Source organism: Streptomyces sp. NPDC058812 (assembly GCF_042744565.1).
GTDB lineage: Bacteria > Actinomycetota > Actinomycetes > Streptomycetales > Streptomycetaceae > Streptomyces > Streptomyces thinghirensis.
Genome location: NZ_JBHYOB010000008.1, coordinates 277,697 through 297,707 on the forward strand (window position 1 = coordinate 277,697; position 20,011 = coordinate 297,707).

The following is a 20,011-nucleotide window of genomic DNA, read 5'->3' on the forward strand; positions in this document are numbered from 1 at the left end:
GAACGCTAGGCCGGTGCCGGGGCCTTGCCGAGAGCCCGGGATGCAAGCTGTTGTTGCGCGAAAGCGCGCCGTACGCAGGGCATTCTCAGCTTGCGCGGCAGGTCGTGCGGTAGGACGTGCGGAACGCCGTCACGCGTCGCCGAAGACGGCGTCGGCGATGTGCTCGGCGATCGCCATGGAGGCGGTGGCGGCCGGCGAGGGCGCGTTGCGCACGGCGGTGATCCGGCCGACCTGGTGGATGCGGAAGTCGTCCACCAGGGTGCCGTCCCGGTCCAGTGCCTGGGCGCGGACGCCCGCTTGGCCGCGCACGACGTCCTTGGCGCTGACTCCTGGGACGTAGAGACCCGCGTCGCGCATGAAGGCCGTGGTGGACAGCGAGCCGCGGTACTCCTTGATGCCGGTACGCCAGTGCTGGGCCGCCATCTTCCAGGAGCCGGGGTAGGCGGCGAGGCCGAGCAGGTCCTTCGGGGAGATCCTGGCGAGCGTGTAGCCCTCCCTGGCCAGGGCCAGTACGGCGTTGGGGCCGACCTCGACGGTGCCGTCGACACGCGGGGTGAAGTGCACGCCGAGAAAGGGGTAACGGGGGTCCGGGACCGGGTAGATCAGGCCGCGCACCAGGTGGGTGCGGTCCGGCTTGAGCAGCATGTACTCGCCCCGGAAGGGGACGATTCTCGGTTCGTGCCTGTCCTGGGCGAGCCTGGCCACCGAGTCGGACTGGAGGCCGGCGCACAGGATCAGCCGGTCCACCCTTTCGCGCCGCTGTCCGGAGGCGACCTCCATGCCGCCGGGGGCGTGGGTGATGCCGGTGACAGGGAATCCGAGCTTCACCTCGCCGCCGGAGCCGGTGATGTCCCTGGCGAACTCCCGGGCGATCGCCGGGTAGTCGGTGATCGCGGTGCGCGGCGAGTGCAGGGCGGCGATACCGCCGGCGTGGGGCTCCACCTCCTTGATCTCGGCCTGCGAGACCTTGCGCAGGTCGGGCACGTGGTTGTTCTTGGCCCGCCGGTAGAGGTTCTCCATGCGGTCCAGCTCGTCCTGGCGGACCGCCATGACCAGCTTGCCGATCTCCTGGTAGGGCAGCTCGCGATCCTGGCAGTACTCGCGCAGCAGGGCCACGCCGCGAACGGTCAGGTCGGCCTTCAGGCTGCCGGCTGTGTAGTAGATGCCGGCGTGCACGACGCCCGAGTTGTGGCCGGTCTGGTGGAGCGCGACCTGCCGTTCCTTCTCGAACACCACGATCCGGGTGCCGGGGCGCCTCAGCGCGATCTCGCGGCCCAGGGCCAGGCCCACGATGCCCGCGCCGACGATGCCGATCGTCTCGTCAGCCATCGGCATCCTCCTTTCTCATGACGTGCGTGACGTGCACGACGAGCTCAGGCGCCGAAGTGGACGGCGACCGTCTTGACGCGGGTGGAGAAGCGCAGGACCTCGTCGCCCTGCTCCTTGTAGCCGGTGCCCGAGTCGTGGAAGCCGCCGAAGGGCAGGTGCACGTCCCAGCCGGGAGTGGGGTGGTTGACCGCGATCTGGCCGCACTCGGCCTCGTCGACGAAGCGGTAGGCGGCGCCGATGTCGCGGGTGAAGACGGCCGCGGCCAGCCCGTACACGGAGTCGTTGACCGCCTCCACGGCCTGCGCGAAGCCGTCTACGGCGCGGACGGCGAGGACCGGGCCGAAGACCTCGTCCCGCCAGACGGCCATCTCGGGGGTGACGTCGCCGAGCACGGTCGGCCGGACGTAGCAGCCGTGCGCGCGCTCGCCCTCGGTGTCGGCGCCGCCGCCGGTGAGGACCCGCGCCCCCTCCTCGACCGCCCTGGCCAGGTCGGCGAGGACGCTGTCGCGCTGCTTGGGGCCGGAGAGGGGGCACATGGTGGTCGCCGGGTCGTTGCCGGGCCCCACGGTGAGCTTCTCGACCTCCGCGACCAGCAGTCGCGTGAACTCCTCGTACACCGGCCGCTCGACGACGACCCGGCTGGTGGCGGTGCAGCGCTGTCCGGCCTGGCCGAAGGAGCCGGCGACGACGGTCTTCGCGGCGGCGGCGAGGTCGGCGTCCTCGAGGACGACGGAGGCGTTCTTGCCGCCCAGTTCGCCCTGGAAGCGGACGTTGCGGTCGACGAGGCGGCGGCGGATGGAGTTGCCGACCTCGTTGGAGCCGGTGAAGGTGATGCCCGCGATCCGCGGGTCGTCGAGGAGCACCTCCTCGATCTCGCGGGTGCGTCCGGTGACGACGTTCAGCACACCGGCCGGCAGGCCCGCGTCGTGCAGGGCGCGCGCGAAGTGCAGCCCCGACACGGGGGTGTCGGTGGCCGGCTTGAAGACGGCCGCGTTGCCGGCGGCGAGCAGCGGGGCGAGCTTGCGGGCCGGGGTGATCAGCGGGTCGTTCCAGGGGCTGATCACCAGGATCACGCCGATGGGCTCGCGCTGGGTGTGCGTACGGGTGTCCGGGCGGGCGTCGTGCAGGAGGGTGCCGTAGCCCTGCCGGGCGAGGCCGGCGTAGTAGTCCAGGAAGTCGGCGGCCTTGCCGGCCTCGCCGCGGGCCTCCGCGAGGGTCTTGCCGTTCTCGGCGGTGACGTCGGCGGCGATCTCGTCGAGCCGTTCGCGGAGCAGCCGGGCGGCGTCGGTCAGGACACGGGCCCGCTCGAAGGGGCTGGTGCGCTTCCAGACGGCGAAACCCCGCTCGGCGTGGTCGTAGGCCCGGGTGACGTCCTTCGCGGACAGTGCCGGAACACGGGCCACGGGGGTACGGACGTCGGCCGGGTCGTGGACGTCGATCCACTCGCCGGTCGTCACCCACTCTCCGCCCAGGAGGGTTTCCAGGTTGCGCATCAGATCACTTCCTTCGTCGACCGCGGTGTCGGTGACCGCGGTCCCAACGGGTCGGCCGTGCGGGGCCGGAAGCGACAACACACCATGTCGGGACCCTCCACCAGTTCCGCGGCGGCAGGCATTGCTTGCATCGCGCGCAGGTCGGCGGGGAGTTGATCCGTGCTGGAATCTGCTGGCCGGACGGTACGCCCGTCAGTCGTGAGAAGCCGAGGAGAGACACACCATGGCCTACGCAGTCGTCGCCCACTACCGCTGCTCGCCCGCCGACGCGGACGTGGTGCGAGCCGCCCTGCTGTCGGCGCGGGAGGCGACCCGCGCCGAACCGGCGAACCTGGCGTACGACGTGCACGCGGTGGCGGACGAACCCGGCGGCTTCCTGCTGTACGAGCGCTACGAGGACGCCGCCGGCTTCGAGGCGCACAAGGCGGCCCCGCACTTCACGGAGCAGATCGTCGAGACCGTGTGGCCGCTGCTGACGGACCGGTCGGTCACCTTCGCCGAGGTGCTCTGACGGGAGGAGACCGCGCGCGGGTTCCGACGCCCGTCGAGCCGGCCGCAGTCCGGCGGTTGCCGACCCCCGCGTGGTCGACACCGCCGGCCGTTCGACGAGTGCACCGACCGTGCGATCGTCCTGTCGGGGGTGGAAGGCGGCGAGGGGCAGGGCCCCCGGACGGACTCCGAGGAACGGACCGGGCCCCCGCCGCCTCCGATCAGAACTCGTTGCCCCAGCAGTACCGGGCGATCGTCTCGACGAGCACCATCTTCCGGCGCTGGTCCTCGGCGTCGAGCAGCGGCCGGGCCGCGACGTCCGCGAAGCCCCGGGACGGTGCGACGGCAGCGTCCTCCAGGTCGGCGAACGCCTCCAGCGGGTCGATGCGGGACATCACCGTGTCGATGTCCTCCAGCTCCGGCCGGGTCGCGTCGACCACGCCCAGGCAGAAGTCCCGCTCCTCGGGCAGCGCCCGCACGAGGTCGGTCTCGGCGACGGTGCCCTGGTCGAACGGGAGCACCCAGCGGTCGGCCGGGACCGCGGCGTACATCCGCTCGGCGCGGGCCCGGTCGACGGCGGCCGGAGCCGCCCAGCCCGGGGCCACGCCGACGCGCACGCCCTCGGGACGCTCCACCAGGCGTACCGCCGCCGCGTCGACGGCGAGGGCGTCCTCGAAGGACAGGGCGCCGCCGGGGGCCGGTTCGGTGCCGACCTGGCCGAGCAGGAGCGGGTTGTTGAGCTGGATCAGGCGGACGCCCTTGGCGACCAGCAGGGCGATTTCCGCCTGGATGATCTCCGCGAGGGCCTCTCCCAGTTCATGGGCGGAGGAGACGCCGAGGCCCGGCCGGTACGTGGTGGCCGCGAGGTACGCCGGGGAGGGCAGGGACGCCTTCGGGGCGATCACCGTCTGCTCGGCGAGCCGGCCGGCCCAGTCGGCGAGCAGCGGGCCGTCGGCCTTCGGCAGGGACTCGGCGACCCAGCGGACCAGGCCGTCGGGACCCGTCTCGTCGGTACGGCGGAATCCGGTGACGGCGTCGAGGACGGCGCCGCGGAAGTCCTCGCGGGGGAAGTCGCCGTCGGTGACCACGGTGGAGCGCAGCCCCCGCTGGTAGACGACGGCCTCGCGGACCGCGGCCGCCACGGACTCCGGGTCGCCGGGCACCAGGCCGGCCGGGCGGACCAGGCTGCCGTGGTGGTCGATGCGGTAGTTGAACGTGTCCGCCATGGTCAGCTCTCCTTCGGGGAGTCGGAACCGGCGGGCTTGCCCGCGACGCCCCAGGCGGCGAACTCCAGCTCGTAGCCGAGGGATTCGAGAACCTCGTCGGCGATGACCTGGTCCTCGTCGGCGGTGCCGCCGGCGATGCCGAGGCCGCCGATGATCTCGCCGTCCCTCTTGATGGTGACGCTGCCGTCGGTGGCCATGATGGGCATGGCGGCGCCGGGCAGCTGGGAGAGCTGGGAGAAGAAGACCGGCTGGCTCTCCTGCCACTTCTTCAGCATCCTGCCGGGGCGCTGCATCACGGCGGCGGTGTACGCCTTGGCGCGGGCGATGTCGGGGGTGAGCGGGCGGGCGCCGTCGGGGCGGCGGACGGCGACGACGAAGCCGCCGGCGTCGACGACGGCGACGCTCACCGCCTTGCCGATGGCCTGGGCGCGCTTGTGCGCGGCCTCGATGATCTCCTCGGCGGCGTCGAGGCTGATGTTGCTCATGCGGCTTCCTTCGGGGCAGTGAGGGTGCGGCGCAGCCGGGCTATGGCCGCGTTGTACGGCTCGGGCGTCTCCCAGTACATGGAGTGCGGGGCGCCCGCGACGATCTCCAGGTGTGAGCCCGGCAGCAGTTCGTGGGCGCGGGTGACGGTCTTGACGCCGAGCACCGCGTCCTTCTCGCCGGCCAGGAAGGCGACCTTGACGCCGGAGTTCTGGATCTCGTCCAGGGTCGGGCCGTCGGTGTCGAGGTTGCGCAGGTCCTGCATCCTGGCCACGTTGAACGTGCCCATCTGCTGGAACAGGAAGGTGAGGTCGGCACGCTCGCGCTGGAACGGCTTGGTCAGCAGACGGTCGATGACCGGCAGCTTGACGGCCTCGGCGCGGTCGGCGGCGGCCAGTTCCCTCAGCTCGGGGTGGCTGATGCCGCCGAGGGAGTGGCCGAGGACGACGGAGGAGACCCGGTCGGGACGCAGCAGGCCGGCGCGGAGCGCGGCGACGGAGCCGATGGACTGGCCGACCACCATGACGTCGGTGAGGTCCTCGGCCTCCAGGACCGCGACGACGTCGCCGGGGAAGTCCTGGCCGTCGAACTCCGGCATGGAACTGTCGGACTTGCCGAAGCCGCGCAGGTCGACGGTGACGACGGTGAACTCGTCGCGCAGGGCCGCGACCTGCTGCCACCAGGCGGCGTGGTGGCCGCCGCTGCCGTGCACGAACAGGATCGCCGGGCCGCTGCCGTGGCGCTCGTAGTAGAGGGAGGTGCCGTCGGAATCGGCGTAGGGCATGGACGTGACTCCTCAGCGGTCCTGGTCAGTTGGGGCGCTTGCCGTGCCAGACCAGCTCGATCATGGTGTGGTCGGGGTCGTGGATGTAGCAGAACTTGGACTGGTTCTCGGGGCGCTCGATGGGCCGGGTGTGCCGGATGCCCAGCTCCCCCAGGTGGGCGAGGAAGTCGTCCCAGTCGTCGACCTCGACGGCGAAGTGGTAGGGCGCCATGCGCTCCATCTCCTCGACCGGGGTGAAGTGCAGGTCGAAGTTGCCGCGGGTCATCAGCACCACGCGGGTGTTGGACTTGGGCATGATCCGCTTCATGCCGAAGACCTTGGTGTACCACTCGGCGGTGCGGTCGGGGTCGGTGGTGGGGAAGTTGACGTGGTGGATGTAGCGGGGTGCTGCGCTCATGGCTGATTCCCTCGTTCCTCTTCCAGTTGTACGGGGTTGGACAGCACGCCGATGCCGCCGATCTCGACCTCGACGGTGTCACCGGGTTCGAGCCGGCAGGTCGACTCGGCGCCCATCCACAGCACGTCACCGGGGTGCATGGTGATGTACTTGGTGATCTCGACGATGTGGTCGAAGGGGTCGAACACCATGTCGCCGGTGGCGAACTCGGCGCGTGTCCCGCCGTTGACGCGGAGGGTCGTGGTCTGCGCGAGGGCGTCGACGTCGGTCTCGATCCAGGGCCCCATGGGTTTGAAGGTGTCGCTGTTCTTGCTGCGCCAGAAGGAGCGGTCCTGGTGCTGCCAGGTGCGGGCGCTGATGTCGTTGCCGATGGTCCAGCCGAATATCGACTCGCGGGCCTCGTCGGGGGTGGCGTGCCTGAGCGTGCGGCCGAGGACGGCGACGAGTTCGGGCTCGGCCTCGAAGCGTCCGGTCACCTCGGCCGGTTTGACGATCGGCGTGCGGTGGCCGGTGAGGGCGTTGTTCGCGCGGTAGCCGACCTCGGGGCGCTCGGGGGTGGCGGCGCCGGCGTGGGCGATGTGCCGGGGGTAGTTCATGCCGACGGCGTAGAAGACGGGCGGGACGACGGGCGGCAGCCAGTGCGCGCCCTCGCGCGGCACGGTGCCCAGTACGTCGGGGTCCGTCTCGTGCAGCGGGGAGCCGGACAGCAGCTCGATGTCCCGCTCCCCCACGCGGCCCCAGACCGCCCGCCCGCCGACCGAGACGCGCGCGTACCTCACGGCGCCAGCAGGTGGGAGACGCGCTTGGTGACCAGATAGGCGTCCAGCGCCTCGGGCCCGCCCTCCCGGCCGTACCCGCTGTCCTTGACACCGCCGGAGGGGGCTTCGTGGACGGAGCCGCCGCAGTGGTTGACCGACAGGATGCCGGCCTCCAGTTCCGCGATGAGCTTCTCGGCGGTGGCGGCGGAGTCGGTGAAGCCGTAGGCGGCCAGTCCGTAGGGCAGGCTGTTCGCGAGCGCGAGCGCCTGGTCGAGGTCGCTGAAGGGAACGATCGGGGCGAGGGGGCCGAACGGCTCCTCGCTCAGCAGTTCCGCGTCCTCGGGTACGTCGGTGAGGACGGTCGGCGCGAAGAAGTAGCCGGGGCGGTCCGGGCGCTCGCCCCCGGCGAGGACTTTGGCGCCACGGGAGACGGCGTCGGCGGTGAGGCGCTCCATGGCCTTGAGACGGCGTTCGTTGGCGAGCGGGCCCATGCCGGTGGACTCGTCCAGTCCGTCGCCGAGGGTGACCGCCTCGGCGGCCTCGACGAACTCGGCGGTGAATTCCTCCACGAGCGACTCGTGGACCAGGAAGCGGCTGGGCGAGGTGCACACCTGTCCGGCGTTGGCCCACTTCGCCCGAGCCGCCTTGCGGGCGGCCTTCACCGGGTCGGCGTCGGCGCAGACGATGACCGGGGCGTGGCCTCCCAGCTCCATCAGGGAGGGCTTCATGACCTGCCCGGACCTGGCGGCGAGGAGCTTGCCGACCGGGACGGAGCCGGTGAAGGCGACCAGGCGGGTCACCGGCGAGTCGATCAGGTGCTCGGACACCTCGGCGGGTTCGCCGAGGACGAGGTTGAGGACACCGGGCGGCAGGCCCGCGTCGGCGTAGCAGCGGACCAGTTTCATGGCGGTGGCCGGGGTCTCCTCGGACGCCTTGATGACGAGGGAGCAGCCCGCGGCGAGCGCGGAGGAGATCTTGCGGTTGGGGCCGCCGACGGGGAAGTTCCACGGTACGAACGCGGCGACGGGGCCGATGGGCTCGCGGCGTACGGTCAGGACCGAGCCGGGGTCGGTGGGGATGATGCGGCCGTACGCGCGGCGGGCGTCGTCGGCGTGCCAGCGCAGGGTGCCGGCGGTACGGCGCGCCTCGCCGGTGGACTCGCGCAGCGGCTTGCCCTGTTCCTGGGTGGAGATCCGGCCGATCTCGGCGGCGCGCTCGCTGATCAGGTCGGCGGCGGCGTGCAGGACGCGGGTGCGCTCGGTGACCGGCGTCGCGCGCCACGTCCTGAAGCCTGCGGCGGCCGCGTCGAGCGCACGGTCCAGGTCGGCCGTGGTGGCCAGGGGGACTTCTCCGATCACCTCTTCGGTGGCCGGGTCGACGATCGGGGCGGTACGTCCGGTGCCGCCCTGGCACCACTCGCCCGCGATGTACATGCGGACGGCGGGGTAGCCGTGGTCGGTGGTCATGGGTGGGTGCCCTCTCAAGGGGTTCAGGAGGCGGGGGCGTCCTGGTCGCGGTTGGTGCGCAGGGCCCAGATGTGGTGCGGCGGGGTCTCCTGGTGCACGCGGGTCTCGTAGTCGTCGTCGACCCGGTCCATGTCGGCGGCGTATTCCACGCGTCCGCCGCAGGGGGCGTGCAGGAAGCGGAAGACGTTGGAGCCGACGGTGTGCCGGCCCAGCTTGCGGGCCTCGCGCCAGCCCCGTTCGATCATGTGGTTGCCGCCCTCGATGACATCGTCGAAGCCGGGGACCTCGTAGGCGATGTGGTTCATGGAGACGCGGTCGGGGCGGTGGCAGAGCAGCAGCGTGTGCTGGTCGTCGTCGCCGGGGGCCCGCATGAAGACGCCCATGGGCTCGACGACGTCGGTGGGGCGGAAGCCGAGGAGGCCGGTGTAGAAGGCGACGGCCTCGTCCTTGCCCGCTTTGGCGATGTTGAGGGCGACGTGGCACATGCGCAGCGGGAAGGCGCGGGTCAGCGGATCGAGCGCCTCGTTCCAGCGGTTGACGCTGCCGAGGGTGTTGGCGCGGCGCGGGTCGACGGTGACCTTCCTGGGCCGGGCGAGGGTGAGACCCACGCCGAAGCCGCTGAGGTCGACGGTGTGGTGGACACCGTCGGCGCTCGCGCGGACCGGGTGGTCGCGGGCGACGGCGGCAACCAGGCGGTCCAGTTCCTCCTGGGTGTCGACGCCCCAGACGACCTCACGCAGGGTGGGCCCGTCCTCCACCGGGGGCGGCAGCAGGGGGCTCGGGTCGGTGTCCAGGTGGAGGGTCTGCCCGGTGAGCGTCTCGAACATCGCGTGTTCGTCGGTACGCTCCACCAGGAAGAGGCCGAAGTCCTCGAAGAACCGGACGCATTCGCCGAGGTCGTCGATGCTGTAGGTGACCGACTCGATTCTCTGGATTCCCATGGCTTCCTCGTTTCCGTCTCGCCTGGTGAGCGTAGGTTTGCGGGCGCGGGGCCTCAATGGCCCGAGGGACGTCGAGTGCGCAACCCTTTCTTGCGCCGCGGGACCAGGGCTCGGACGCAGGAGGCGGGAGGCAGGAGGCAGAACTCAGGACACAGGGCGCAGGGCGCGGAACTCAGGGCCGGATGGCGGGAATCGGGTTCTGGGAGAACCACTCGGCGAGGAAGTCCAGGAAGACGCTCACCTTGCGCGGGGTGTCCTGGCCGGGGCCGTAGATCGCGTAGAGCGGGCGGTCGGGCACCGCCAGTTCCGGCAGCAGTACCTTCAGGGCGCCGGCGGCGATGTCGTCGTGGACCGGGCGCTGGGGCAGCAGGGCGATGCCGCGGCCGTGCACGGCGGCCTTCTGGAGGGCGATGTAGGAGTTCGACGAGAACGCGATGTTGCGGATCTTGTGCAGGGTGCTGGCGTGGCCGTGGCCGAGCCGCCAGACGGGATCGTTGACGTGTACGAGGCAGTCGTGGTGGGCGAGGTCGTTGGGGTGGGCCAGGGCGCCACGCCGCTCGATGTACTGCCCGGACGCGCACAGGACGAAAGGCAGCGAGGAGATCTTCTTGAGACGGACGCTGGAATCCCGTAGGTCCCTGGTGTGGAAGGCGACGTCGAATCCGCTGTCCAGGAAGTCATAGGTGCGGTCCGACATTCCGCCCAGTTCGAAGCGGATGTGAATCCTGGGATGGGCGGCGGAGAACGCGGCGATGGCGTCGCCGAGGTCGAGGCTGCCGATCCATTTGGGACAGATGACGCTGAGGGTGCCTTCGGCGCGGTCGTGGAGTTGAGCGATGCCTGTGTCCTCGGCCTCGATCTCGTCCAGGATGCGGGCGGCGAACGTGGCGTAGCGCCGGCCCGGCTCGGTCAGGCTCACCGAGCGGGCCGTGCGGTTGACGAGGCGTACGCCGATCTGCCGTTCCAGTTCGGCCACGTGCCGGGAGACCAGGGAGCCCGATGAGCCCAGTTTCTTGGCCGCGCCGCTGAAACTGCCCACCTGGGCGACGGTGACGAAGCTGTGCATGAGGAGAAGGCGGTCCAAGGTTCCTCCCGGGCCGTGACGGCGGCCCGCTCCGGGCCAGGACAGGCCCCCGGAACGGGTCGGACTCTTGGTGGGGGCTTCAGATTAAGTGATCGTTCAACTTTGTAAAGGGTTCTGACCTCGCGGTTTCCCCGGGGGCGGGGCACTCCGGTGCGCGGCGCGACGGGCGCGACGGCGTTCCCGGCCCTCCGGGTCGGTGGCGGGGATCGCCGCGAGCAGCCTGCGGGTGTACGGCTGGCGGGTGGAGCGGAAGAGCTGCTCCGTCTCTTCGAACTCGACGAGCCGGCCGGACTGGAGGACGGCGACGCGTTGTGCGATGTGGCGCACCAGCCGCAGGTCGTGGGTGATGAACAGGAAGCTGATCCCGGTGGCCTCCTGAAGGTCGGCCAGGAGGTTGACGATCTGGCTCTGGGTGGAGACGTCCAGCGCACTGACCGCCTCGTCGCACACCACCAGGCGCGGTCTGAGGGCGATCGCGCGGGCGATGGCCACGCGCTGGCGCTGGCCGCCGGAGAGTTCCATGGGGTAGCGGGCGCGCAGGGCCGGGTCGAGGCCGACCATGCGGAACGCCTCGGCGGCGGCGTCCTCGCGTTCGCCGCGGTCGCCCCTGCCGTGGCGGCGCAGCGGGCCGGTGACGGCCTCGCCCACCGTGTGACGGGGGTTGAGCGAGGACGCGGGGTCCTGGAAGACGGCCTGCACGTCGCGCCGGTACGACAGGGGGGTGGTCCGGCCGAAGGCGGTGACCTCACGGCCCTCGAAGGTGATGGTGCCGGCGGCGGGGTCGACGAGGCGCAGGATGGCGCGGCCGATGGTCGACTTGCCGGAACCGGACTCGCCGACGAGACCGAGGGTCTCGCCGGGCCGGATGTCGAAGCTGACGTGGTCGACCACGTTGGTGGCCGTCTTGCGCCAGGATGCGGCGCGGCCCGTGCGGTAGCTGACACAGAGGTCGCGGACTTCCAGCAGGGGGCCGCCGTCCGCCGCCGGGGTGGCGGTCGGGGCGGGGGACGCGGTCGTCACGGCTTGGACACCTCCAGGACGAGGTCCTCGGCACGGGCACAGCGCACGTCTTCCTCCAAGGACACGGGTCGCTGCCGGCAGCCGTCCTCGGCGTAGGAGCAGCGGTCGGCGAAGTGGCAGCCCACGGGCCAGGACCCGGCCGGCGGGACGTGCCCGGGGATGGTGGGCAGGCGCCCCGGGCGTCCCTCGGGGACCTCGCCCGAAGGGCTGGAGGCCATGAGCGCCGCGGTGTACGGATGGCGGGGCCGGTGGAGCAGGTCGGATACCTCGCCGACCTCCACGACCTGGCCGGCGTACATGACGGCCACGCGGTCGCAGGTCTCGGCGACCACCCCCAGGTCGTGGGTGATCAGGACGATGGACATGTCGAACTCGTCGCGGAGTTCGAGGAGCAGGTCGAGGACCTGGCTCTGCGTCGTGACGTCGAGCGCGCTGGTGGCCTCGTCGGCGATGAGGACGTCGGGGCCGGCCGCGAGGGCCATGGCGATGGCGACGCGTTGTGCCATGCCGCCGGAGAACTGGTGCGGGTAGTCGTCGAGCCGCCGTTCGGCGTCCCGTACGCCGACCCGGGTGAGGAGTTCGACGGCGCGCTCGCGGGCCTTCGCCTTCGTCATGCCGAAGTGCAGGCGCAGCGGCTCGCACAGCTGCCGGCCCACCGTGTGGACCGGGGACAGGGCGGTCATGGGGTCCTGGAGGACGACGGAGATGCCGGAGCCGCGGTGGGCACGCAATTCCTTTTCGCCGAGCCCGGCGATCTCCACGCCGCCGAGGCGGACGGAGCCCTCGGTCAGGTGGACGCCGCGGGGCAGCAGGCCCAGTGCGGAGCGGGCGAGGATCGACTTGCCGGATCCCGACTCGCCGAGCAGCCCGAGGACTTCGCGGCGGCGCAGCGTGAGGGACGCGTCGTGGACCAGGGGCACGGGGCCGTCCGGCCCGTCGAGGGTGACGGTGACGTCGTGGATGGCGAGTACGGCATCGTCGTCCGTGTCGGCCGCGCCCTTCCCGGACGCCGGGGTCTCCGGGGTCACGGCCTTGACGGCTCCGCGGAAACGGCGCCGCACCGACGCGCGGCCGCCGCCCACGAGCGCGTCGTTGATGCCGTCGCTGATCACGTTGAAGGCGAGCACGGTCACGACGAGGGCGACACCGGGCGGGAAGGGCAGGAAGGGCTGTTCGGCCTGCTGCTCCGCGGCCAGGGAGAGCATCGCTCCCCACGAGGCGGTGTCGGACTCGAGGCCGAGGCCGAGGAAGCTGAGGACGGACTCGATGACCACCGCGTGCCCGAGGAAGCCGGCCGCCTGCACGGCCAGTGGGCCGGTGAGGTTGGGCAGCACCTGCCGGAAGAGGATCTCCGAGGTGCGCAGGCCGGCGACCTGCGCGGACTCCACGTACTGGCGTTCCCGCTCGGCGAGGGTCACCGCGCGGGTCAGCCGGGCGAAGCTCATGCAGAAGATCAGGCCGACCGCCAGCATGAGCGGCACCAGGCCGCGGCCCATGACGGCGATGACGGTGAACCCGACCATGATGCCGGGCAGCGCGTCCGAGACGTCGAGGAGCCGGGAGCCGAGCCGGTCGGTCCAGCCGCCCCGGTAGCCGAGGAGCAGGCCGATGGGCACCCCGATGAGCAGGGCCACGCCCACCGAGCCGACCGAGACCAGCAGGGCGATCCGGGCGCCGTACAGGAGGCGGCTGAGGGTGTCCCGGCCGAGGTCGTCGGTGCCGAGCCAGTGTTCCGCGCCCGGCCCCTGGAGGACCGCGTCGTAGTTGTGCGCGGTCGGGTCGTGGGGTGCGAGCAGGGGCGCGGCCGCGGCGATGAGGACGATCAGGAGCAGGACTGAGACGCCGGCCAGGGTCGCCGGCTGCCGCCGCAGGCGGCTCAGCAGGCCACCGCCGCCCTGTTTGCGCGGTGTGCCGGGGCCCGTCCGGCCGGCTTTCTGTGTCGTTGCTTCGGTCACGGTCATTGCGGGCGAACCTTCGGGTCGAGCAGGCCGTAGCCCACGTCAAGAACGAGATTGACGCCGATGACCAGGACGGCGACGACGAGGACGCCGCCCTGTACGACGGGGAAGTCCTTGCCGATGACGCTGTGCAGCAGGAGCTGGCCCATGCCGGGGATGGCGAAGACCGTCTCCACGACGAAGCTCGCGCCGATCAGGATGCGCAGGGTGAGCCCGGTTGAGGCGAGCACGGGGATCATGGCGTTCTTCAGGGCGTAGCGCAGCACGATGCGGCCACGGGGCACGCCGACCGCGGTGAGGCTGTCGATGTAGGGGGCGGTCAGGCACTTGGCCATGGCACTGCGGGTCTGGCGGGCGACGATGGCCGCGGCCGGGGCGCCGAGCGCGACGGACGGCAGGATCATGCCGGTGAACCAGGCGGCGGGGTCCTCGGCGAACGGGGTGTAGGCCACCACGGGGACCCAGCCGAGCTGCACGGCGAACACCAGGGAGAGGACGAGACCGAACCAGAACTCCGGGATGGCGAGCCCGAGTGACGTCACGCCGTTGACGAGCCGGTCCACGGGGCCGGGCCGCAGTGCGGCGAGCACGCCGAGGACGAGCCCGAAGACGGCCGCGAACAGGAGGCCTCCGCCGACCAGGGAGAGCGTGGCGGGCAGTCGTTCGGCGACGAGGTCGGTCACGGGCAGGCTGTTGGTGTAGGAGGTGCCGAGGTCACCGCCGAGCGCGCCGGCGAACCAGTCGCCGAGGCGCTGGAGGAAGGGCGCGTCCAGGCCGAGGTCGGCCTCGACCTCGGCCAGGCGTTCCGGTGTGGCCCCGACCCCGAGGACGGCCGCGGCCGGGCTGCCCGGCACCAGGTACGTCAGCAGGAACACGAGCAGGGACACGGTGGCCAGTTGCGGCAGGGCCAGGACCAGGCGGTAGGCGATGAGTTTGCCCATCGCTCACTTCCCCGCCGGCCGCAGGGCCTTGTAGTCGACGAGGTTGGTCTCCCACGGCTGGGAGGAGGGCTTGACCCCGGTGACGGCCTCGGTGTTCCAGGCGATCAGCTCCTCGCCCGCCACGTGGGCGCAGGTGAGGGCCTCGTCGGAGATGATCTTGGTGACCTTCTGCCACAGCGCGTCGGCCTCCTCGGAGGCACCGGACGCGATGGCGGCGTCGGCGGCTGCCTTCAGCTCGGCGCTCTCCACGTGGGAGGGGTTGCCGGGGGCGTCGGCGGCGAACCACGCCTTGTACCAGTCGTACGGGGTCAGCTCGTCGTTGGAGCCGAGACCGAGGGCGTAGCGCCCGCTGTTCCACTGCGAGAAGTACTGGGGCGGGGCCGCGGACTGCACGGACACCTTGATGCCGATCTTCTCCAGTTGCTGGGCGTAGACCTGGAGCTGCTTCTCGTTGAAGGGCGCGGCCAATACTTCCACGGAGATCTCCGGGTCGCCGGCCTTGGCCATGAGCCGCTTGGCCTCGTCGAGGTCGTGGGCATACCCGGCGACGCCCGGGTTGTGCCCGGGCTCACCTTCGGCGAAGTGCTGGGTGCGGGCCTTGAAGTCGGGTTCGAGCTTGACGATCTCCTCGGTGTTCAGGGCGTAGCAGGCGGCGCGGCGCACGTCGGCGTCCTCGAAGGCGCCGCCCGGTCCGCGATCGAAGAACATCGGGTTGTTGCGGATCGCCGGGTAGGAGAGGTGTTCGAGGCTGGAGTTGCCCTCGATACGACCGAGCTGGGTGGTCTCGGTGTCGGTGAGGGCGATCTCGCCGGTGGCGAGGGCGCCGGTGGCCGCGTTGTCCTCGGGGATCGCGTACAGCTCGACCGTCTGGAAGCCGACGCTGTCCTTGCCGCCCCAGTAGCCGTCGTAGTACTTGAACGCCATGCGGGTGCCCTTGGTGGACGAGCCCGCGTCGTAGGCCCAGGGACCGGTGCCCACGGGGGTCTGGGCGATCGTGCCGTCCTCGATGGCCTTCGGGCTGCCCATGGGGGCGCCGCGGGTGGAGAGCGTGGTGAGCAGGGACGGGGTCGGCTCGGCAAGGTTGATCCGTACGGTGTGCGCGTCGACGGCGTCGACCGACTCGATCACCTTCAGGGGGCCCGCGTAGGCGGTCTTGCCGTCGCGGATGGACTCCAGGTTGACCTTGACGGCCTCGGCGTCGAACGGGGTGCCGTCGTGGAAGGTGACCCCTTCGCGCAGGGTGAGGGTCAGCGCCTCCTCGGTCTGCTCCCACTTGGTCGCCAGCGCGGGGGATATCGCGCCCTTCGCGTCCAGGGCCACCAGGTTCTCGTAGGGGACGCGCATGTAGCCGGCTTCCATCTCGGCGCCCGGCGCCCAGCTTTCCGGGAAGCCGCCCCAGTTGACGGCCAGTGTGCCGGAGGTGGACTTGCCCGGGCTCTTCGCACTCCCGGAGCAGCCCGTGACGACCATCGCGGTCGCCAGGCAGGCGACGGCCAGGAACTTGGACGTGCTGGTGCTCTTGCTGCTTCTCATGGGCTGACGCCTCCTTGCGCCAAGCACTGCGGGAAGAAGGAGTGGTGGGTCACGGCAGTTCGGGGGCCTGGCCGCCGGCTGCGCGGCCGTAGCCGCGGATGTCCGGGAAGGGCGGTTCCCTGTCGGGCTGGAGGTCCACCTGGAAGGTGTTCAGGCACATGCCGAGCATGGTGAAGTTGCCGAGCGCGCCGATCGTGTCGACCAGCCCTTTGGCCCCGAAGTGCGCCAGCGCGTCGGCGAACGTCTCGTCCGAGACGAAGTGCTCCTCCAGCACCTCCTTGCAGAACCGGTAGAACGCCTGGTCCGCCGGGTCGTCGAAGACGGCCTCGCGCTTCTCGGCAATCGCCTTGACGGCCGCCTCGGGTACGCCGGCCTCGACGGCCTGGTGGACGTGGGCGTTCCAGGAGTACTGCGCGTCCCAGTTGCGGGCCGCCATCAGCAGCGTCAGTTCCCGCAGGTGCTCGGGCAGGCTGCAGTCGAAGCGGGCGAAGGCGCCGAGGGACTCGGCCCGCTCGCACATCTCCGGGCTGTGCAGCCAGACCCGAAAGGGGCCGCGGACCGCGCCGCGGCGGCCGGCGATACGAGCGGCCAACTCGGTCTGCCGCTGGTCCATTTCCTCTTCGGTGAGAACGGGGAGCCTCATCCGGCCGATACCTGCCTTTTCTTTCCGACGCGTTTCCGCAGCGGGTCGAAGCCCTGCGGTGACAGGTGACGGTACAGCCGGGCCGAGGAAGCACACCCCTCCCGGAGCGCAAGGTAAACCTGCGCGCGACAGGGCACCGATCCGCGCCCGCGCGACCTAACGTCGTCCGACGCAAGACGATGAACCGGAGAGGATCCCCCACGATGACCACCATCATCAAGGCCGCGTCCGTGCCCCTGCTCGACCGGGGCGGTGCCGTGGTGACGACGCCCCTGATCACGACGCCGTCGGCCGGCGGGGAGAACCGCATCACCAGTGGCATGAGCGTGTACCCGGTGGGTTCCGGGGCCCCGATGCACTCGCACAACTGCGACGAGCACGTGACGATCCTCGACGGAGAGGCGGAGGTGTGGGTCGACGGCGAGGTGACGAAGCTGGAGCGGTTCGACACCACCTACATCCCTTCTCCCGTCCCCCACCTGTTCCGCAACGTCGGTGACACCCCGCTGCGCATCCTGTGGGTGTACTCCTCGGGTCATGTGACCCGTACGTTCACGGAGACCGGCAAGACGGTGGAGCACTTGTCGGACGAGGACCAGATGGGCAAGCCGCGGTGAAGCCGCAGCGGGGCGCCGGCATGCGGGGGTTCACCGGCGGCGAGGTGCGGCGCGACGACTTCATGGCCTCGGTGGCGGAGACCGTCGACGGTCTGCGACGGCCCGGAAGCCCGTGGAGTCGAGAGTCTCCGGGTCGTCGGTGACGTCGAGCAGGCCGCCGCATGGAGGGCGACCACTCCCGGAGCTGCATCCAGGGCCTCGACGCCGAACTCGCCGCTCACGACCACGTCCTGCTCGTCCGGCACGCCCACCACACTCCGCAGTCCACACAGCAGGTCCTGGACGTCATCGCGCCCCGCGCGGTCATCCGGTTCGGCGAGACCTGCCTCACCGGCCGGGTACTGGACGACCTCGGCGGCGGCTGGCGCGACGGCCTCGCCGCCCACGCGGCGGTGCAGCCGCGTCACCTGGTGGAGCACGGCCACACCGTCATCGCCGTGGCCCTGCCCGACACCGGGTCCCCGCTGACCGCGACCCGGCTGAGTTCACCGGGCACGCCACCCGCGATCTGGGTACTCGGGTCCCCAGGGCCTTCGTCGGGCCGGCTGATCGCTACGCCCGCGCCGAAGCCGTCCAGACGTTCCTGACCGGTACGGTGCCTGCACCTCCCCGGGGCTCACCAGCGTCCATGTCGACGCCAAGGCCCACGGTCGGCTCCGCGCCCGCCTCGCCCTGGGCCTCGACACGGACGGCCTCCGCCCGCCGCCCGCGCGGATCGTCGTCCGCGAGTCGGCCTGACCCGGCTGCCCGCACTGCCCGGTGGCCGGTCCACCGAGCGGCGCGGGCGGCCGGTCACCTCTCCGCCGCGGAGCCGCACCGCTGCTCCGCCGCACCGGCTGTCCGCCTTCGGGTGCGCGGACGGCTCAGCCCTTGTGCCCGGAGGCGAGCGGGTCGCCGGCCTCGCGGACGACCTCGGCGATCCAGGCCATGGCCTCGGGCACGTCGTAGTTGCCGGCGTGCGGCTGGTCCCAGGCGAGCTGGTAGTTCAGGCTCTTGACCTGCTTGTCGTCGGCAAGCGCTCGGTCGAGGTTGAGGGAGACGGTGAACGCGGTGTCCCGGTCGCGGGTTCCGTGCCGGACGTACCAGTTGGGCGCGGTGTCGGCGCTCGTGCCGATGAAGTCCATCGGGTTGATCAGGTGCACCTGGTCATCGACGGTTGTGCTCTTCTTCGCGGTGTACTGCTTCCAGGTCAGCCCGGTGTCGTCGAGGCCGCTGCCGTCGCCGGCGACGTCGTTGTGGTTCCAGCTGTACTCGGTGTAGTTCAGGTACTTCTGCGTCGGCGGGCCGAACAGGTCGGTCTCGGTGCCGCTGGTGATGTTCCCGTCGACACCCACGGCGTCGAAGGCGGGGGTCGTCTTCAGCGTGGCCTGCGTGGCGACGAACGCGAGGTACTTCACCATGTCGACGGAACGCACCTTGCCGGTGGCGGTGTCGACGTCGATCCAGTCGTTGACGTACGACTTGGTGGTGCCGCGGGAGGTGATCTGGAAGGTGCCGCCCAACGGCGGGATCGTGTGGGCCGGGTCCGCCTTCAGGTAGGTCTCGGCGGAGCGGATGACTTCCTTCCTGATGGTGTCGAGCATGGTCGCGGCGGTGAGCCTGGAGCCGTCGGGGTTGCGCAGCCCGAGGCTTTTCTCGTACGCCGCGAATCGGGCCGCGATCGCGGCGGCGTCCGACGGCGAGGGGTTGGAGCCGGTGGTGTCTCGGGTGCCGAGGACGTTGTAGAGCCATTCGTAGGCGATGTCGGCGTTGCCGAGGTCGGTGATCGGGCAGTACGCGTTCACGGCGAAGACGTCGTCGCGCAGGGTGCTGCGGCCCTTGGCGTCGATACCGGCGGCGCCGATCGCGGCGAGGTGGGAGTTGTACTCGGCGCTGTTGCCGGAGGCGCCCAGGATCGACACCAAGGCTCCGCCTCCGCTGGTGCCGTTGATGACGACGCGTTCCGCGCTGCCGGGCATCGCGGCGTCGTTGAGACGCAGGTAGCGGACGGCCGCCTTGGCGTCGACCACCGCCGCGGGGGCCTTGCCGGGAGCCGTACCGTCCGCTCCGACCAGGCCGCGGCTGCGGTTGGCGACGTCGACGAAGACATAGCCCGCCTTCAGCGCGGCGCCGACGTTGCTCGTCGCGCTGTTGTAGGAGGTGCCGGCGGTGACGCTCGCCCGCAGGTAACTGGCCTTCCAGCCGCTGTTGTTCACGGCGAAGTAGACCAGGGTGCGCTGGTCGCCGAAGGCGCTCTCGGGAACGAACACGTTCATGCTCTGGTAGCCGCACTCGGTGTCGGTGATCGTCGTACCGCCGCCGGGGCCGCCGGGCTGCTGGGCCGCCGCCGCGACCGGGTTCGCGACGTAGCAGATCTGCTTGTACCAGCGCACGTTGATCGGCCGGCCGTCGACGGTGACGGTGATCGTCGTGTAGGCGGCGGAGTCGAAGTCCAGCGCGGCGTCCTCGCGGTCCACCGAGTGACCGCGACCAGCGGCGGGAGCCGCCACCGCGACGGAGGCCGGCGTCGCGACCGCCGCGAGAACGAGGGAAGCCGTGAAAGCCGCACCTCTCAGGAGGCGAGTGCGGGTCACGGGACGTCCTTTCCGTATATCGGTCGGATGGGTGAGTGCGTCGCGTCCGGAAGACGCGGAGAGCCGCTGCACGAGGTCTCCCCTCACTGAACATCAAGTGCTTCGTGGATGCCTCGGGGCCGAGGCGTGACGAACGCTACAAGATTGTTGACAATATGCACAGCAATATTGCCGTCATTTTCCGAGGTCCGCGCTCACCCCACGCACCGTCGCGGCCTGGTCCATCAGGAGCCGGACGTCGCCGCGCGGCCGTCACACGGCGAACACGACTGGCCG

At 71.1% G+C, this 20,011-nt stretch carries 19 protein-coding genes; 3 read left to right on the plus strand and 16 right to left on the minus strand.

Annotated elements, in window-relative coordinates:
• Positions 1-129: 129 nt before the first annotated feature.
• Positions 130-1,329: an L-2-hydroxyglutarate oxidase gene (lhgO, locus tag ACFW48_RS19240; RefSeq protein WP_386316100.1), complete on the minus strand. Its 1,200-nt coding sequence runs from the start codon at positions 1,327-1,329 to the stop codon at positions 130-132.
• 44 nt (positions 1,330-1,373) lie between these two features.
• Positions 1,374-2,822: an aldehyde dehydrogenase family protein gene (locus tag ACFW48_RS19245; protein ID WP_386316102.1), complete on the minus strand. Its 1,449-nt coding sequence runs from the start codon at positions 2,820-2,822 to the stop codon at positions 1,374-1,376.
• 223 nt (positions 2,823-3,045) lie between these two features.
• On the opposite strand from ACFW48_RS19245, the gene ACFW48_RS19250 reads away from it, so the two are divergent.
• Positions 3,046-3,333, plus strand: a complete 288-nt coding sequence (locus ACFW48_RS19250; RefSeq protein ID WP_386316104.1) for a putative quinol monooxygenase — start codon at positions 3,046-3,048, stop codon at positions 3,331-3,333.
• A gap of 199 nt (positions 3,334-3,532) precedes the next feature.
• On the opposite strand, the gene ACFW48_RS19255 is transcribed toward ACFW48_RS19250, so the two are convergent.
• The 13 genes from ACFW48_RS19255 to ACFW48_RS19315 all read right to left on the minus strand — a co-directional run bounded on the left by ACFW48_RS19255 (position 3,533) and on the right by ACFW48_RS19315 (position 16,515).
• Positions 3,533-4,537, minus strand: coding sequence for a methionine synthase II (cobalamin-independent)-like protein (locus tag ACFW48_RS19255; RefSeq protein WP_386316106.1), 1,005 nt, complete (start codon positions 4,535-4,537; stop codon positions 3,533-3,535).
• A gap of 2 nt (positions 4,538-4,539) precedes the next feature.
• Complete coding sequence (locus ACFW48_RS19260; RefSeq protein ID WP_386316108.1) at positions 4,540-5,022, minus strand: heme-binding protein; 483 nt, start codon at positions 5,020-5,022, stop codon at positions 4,540-4,542.
• Positions 5,019-5,804: an alpha/beta fold hydrolase gene (locus ACFW48_RS19265; protein WP_386316110.1), complete on the minus strand. Its 786-nt coding sequence runs from the start codon at positions 5,802-5,804 to the stop codon at positions 5,019-5,021. Before ACFW48_RS19265 ends, ACFW48_RS19260 begins: the two co-directional genes overlap by 4 nt.
• Positions 5,805-5,829: 25 nt before the next feature.
• The gene (locus tag ACFW48_RS19270) at positions 5,830-6,201 is read right to left on the minus strand and encodes a VOC family protein (protein ID WP_386316111.1); all 372 of its coding nucleotides are present in this window, start codon (positions 6,199-6,201) and stop codon (positions 5,830-5,832) included.
• Positions 6,198-6,980, minus strand: coding sequence for a fumarylacetoacetate hydrolase family protein (locus ACFW48_RS19275; RefSeq protein ID WP_386316113.1), 783 nt, complete (start codon positions 6,978-6,980; stop codon positions 6,198-6,200). The genes ACFW48_RS19270 and ACFW48_RS19275 overlap by 4 nt, the downstream gene beginning before the upstream one ends.
• Positions 6,977-8,425 (minus strand): NAD-dependent succinate-semialdehyde dehydrogenase, encoded by a 1,449-nt coding sequence (locus ACFW48_RS19280; RefSeq protein ID WP_386316115.1) that lies wholly within the window; start codon positions 8,423-8,425, stop codon positions 6,977-6,979. The genes ACFW48_RS19275 and ACFW48_RS19280 overlap by 4 nt, the downstream gene beginning before the upstream one ends.
• 23 nt (positions 8,426-8,448) lie before the next feature.
• The gene (locus ACFW48_RS19285) at positions 8,449-9,366 is read right to left on the minus strand and encodes a VOC family protein (RefSeq protein WP_386316117.1); all 918 of its coding nucleotides are present in this window, start codon (positions 9,364-9,366) and stop codon (positions 8,449-8,451) included.
• Positions 9,367-9,538: 172 nt separating this feature from the next.
• On the minus strand, positions 9,539-10,450 hold the full coding sequence (locus ACFW48_RS19290) for a LysR family transcriptional regulator (protein ID WP_386316119.1): 912 nt from the start codon (positions 10,448-10,450) through the stop codon (positions 9,539-9,541).
• A gap of 96 nt (positions 10,451-10,546) precedes the next feature.
• Positions 10,547-11,470, minus strand: coding sequence for an ATP-binding cassette domain-containing protein (locus tag ACFW48_RS19295; protein ID WP_386316121.1), 924 nt, complete (start codon positions 11,468-11,470; stop codon positions 10,547-10,549).
• On the minus strand, positions 11,467-13,431 hold the full coding sequence (locus ACFW48_RS19300) for a dipeptide/oligopeptide/nickel ABC transporter permease/ATP-binding protein (protein ID WP_386316123.1): 1,965 nt from the start codon (positions 13,429-13,431) through the stop codon (positions 11,467-11,469). Before ACFW48_RS19300 ends, ACFW48_RS19295 begins: the two co-directional genes overlap by 4 nt.
• Entirely contained in the window at positions 13,428-14,369 is a 942-nt protein-coding gene (locus ACFW48_RS19305) for an ABC transporter permease (RefSeq protein ID WP_386316124.1), read from the minus strand. The genes ACFW48_RS19300 and ACFW48_RS19305 overlap by 4 nt, the downstream gene beginning before the upstream one ends.
• A 3-nt stretch (positions 14,370-14,372) precedes the next feature.
• Positions 14,373-15,902 carry an ABC transporter substrate-binding protein gene (locus ACFW48_RS19310; protein ID WP_386316126.1) on the minus strand — a complete coding sequence of 510 codons (1,530 nt, stop codon included), beginning with the start codon at positions 15,900-15,902 and terminating at the stop codon, positions 14,373-14,375.
• A gap of 49 nt (positions 15,903-15,951) precedes the next feature.
• Positions 15,952-16,515, minus strand: coding sequence for a carboxymuconolactone decarboxylase family protein (locus ACFW48_RS19315; protein WP_386316311.1), 564 nt, complete (start codon positions 16,513-16,515; stop codon positions 15,952-15,954).
• A 233-nt stretch (positions 16,516-16,748) separates the two neighbouring features.
• On the opposite strand from ACFW48_RS19315, the gene ACFW48_RS19320 reads away from it, so the two are divergent.
• Positions 16,749-17,162: a cupin domain-containing protein gene (locus tag ACFW48_RS19320; RefSeq protein ID WP_386316128.1), complete on the plus strand. Its 414-nt coding sequence runs from the start codon at positions 16,749-16,751 to the stop codon at positions 17,160-17,162.
• A gap of 161 nt (positions 17,163-17,323) precedes the next feature.
• Positions 17,324-17,749, plus strand: a complete 426-nt coding sequence (locus ACFW48_RS19325; protein WP_386316129.1) for a hypothetical protein — start codon at positions 17,324-17,326, stop codon at positions 17,747-17,749.
• Between the two features lie 276 nt (positions 17,750-18,025).
• Here ACFW48_RS19325 and ACFW48_RS19330 read toward each other — a convergent pair whose 3' ends face one another.
• On the minus strand, positions 18,026-19,735 hold the full coding sequence (locus ACFW48_RS19330) for a subtype B tannase (RefSeq protein ID WP_386316130.1): 1,710 nt from the start codon (positions 19,733-19,735) through the stop codon (positions 18,026-18,028).
• Between the last annotated feature and the right edge of the window lie 276 nt (positions 19,736-20,011).

Coding starts and splice junctions, on each gene's coding strand:
- lhgO (WP_386316100.1), bottom strand. CDS start 1,329: ATGGCTGACGAGACGATCGGCATCGTCGGCGCGGGCATCGTGGGCCTG.
- ACFW48_RS19245 (WP_386316102.1), bottom strand. CDS start 2,822: ATGCGCAACCTGGAAACCCTCCTGGGCGGAGAGTGGGTGACGACCGGC.
- ACFW48_RS19250 (WP_386316104.1), top strand. CDS start 3,046: ATGGCCTACGCAGTCGTCGCCCACTACCGCTGCTCGCCCGCCGACGCG.
- ACFW48_RS19255 (WP_386316106.1), bottom strand. CDS start 4,537: ATGGCGGACACGTTCAACTACCGCATCGACCACCACGGCAGCCTGGTC.
- ACFW48_RS19260 (WP_386316108.1), bottom strand. CDS start 5,022: ATGAGCAACATCAGCCTCGACGCCGCCGAGGAGATCATCGAGGCCGCG.
- ACFW48_RS19265 (WP_386316110.1), bottom strand. CDS start 5,804: ATGCCCTACGCCGATTCCGACGGCACCTCCCTCTACTACGAGCGCCAC.
- ACFW48_RS19270 (WP_386316111.1), bottom strand. CDS start 6,201: ATGAGCGCAGCACCCCGCTACATCCACCACGTCAACTTCCCCACCACC.
- ACFW48_RS19280 (WP_386316115.1), bottom strand. CDS start 8,425: ATGACCACCGACCACGGCTACCCCGCCGTCCGCATGTACATCGCGGGC.
- ACFW48_RS19285 (WP_386316117.1), bottom strand. CDS start 9,366: ATGGGAATCCAGAGAATCGAGTCGGTCACCTACAGCATCGACGACCTC.
- ACFW48_RS19300 (WP_386316123.1), bottom strand. CDS start 13,431: ATGACCGTGACCGAAGCAACGACACAGAAAGCCGGCCGGACGGGCCCC.
- ACFW48_RS19305 (WP_386316124.1), bottom strand. CDS start 14,369: ATGGGCAAACTCATCGCCTACCGCCTGGTCCTGGCCCTGCCGCAACTG.
- ACFW48_RS19310 (WP_386316126.1), bottom strand. CDS start 15,902: ATGAGAAGCAGCAAGAGCACCAGCACGTCCAAGTTCCTGGCCGTCGCC.
- ACFW48_RS19315 (WP_386316311.1), bottom strand. CDS start 16,515: ATGGACCAGCGGCAGACCGAGTTGGCCGCTCGTATCGCCGGCCGCCGC.
- ACFW48_RS19320 (WP_386316128.1), top strand. CDS start 16,749: ATGACCACCATCATCAAGGCCGCGTCCGTGCCCCTGCTCGACCGGGGC.
- ACFW48_RS19325 (WP_386316129.1), top strand. CDS start 17,324: ATGGAGGGCGACCACTCCCGGAGCTGCATCCAGGGCCTCGACGCCGAA.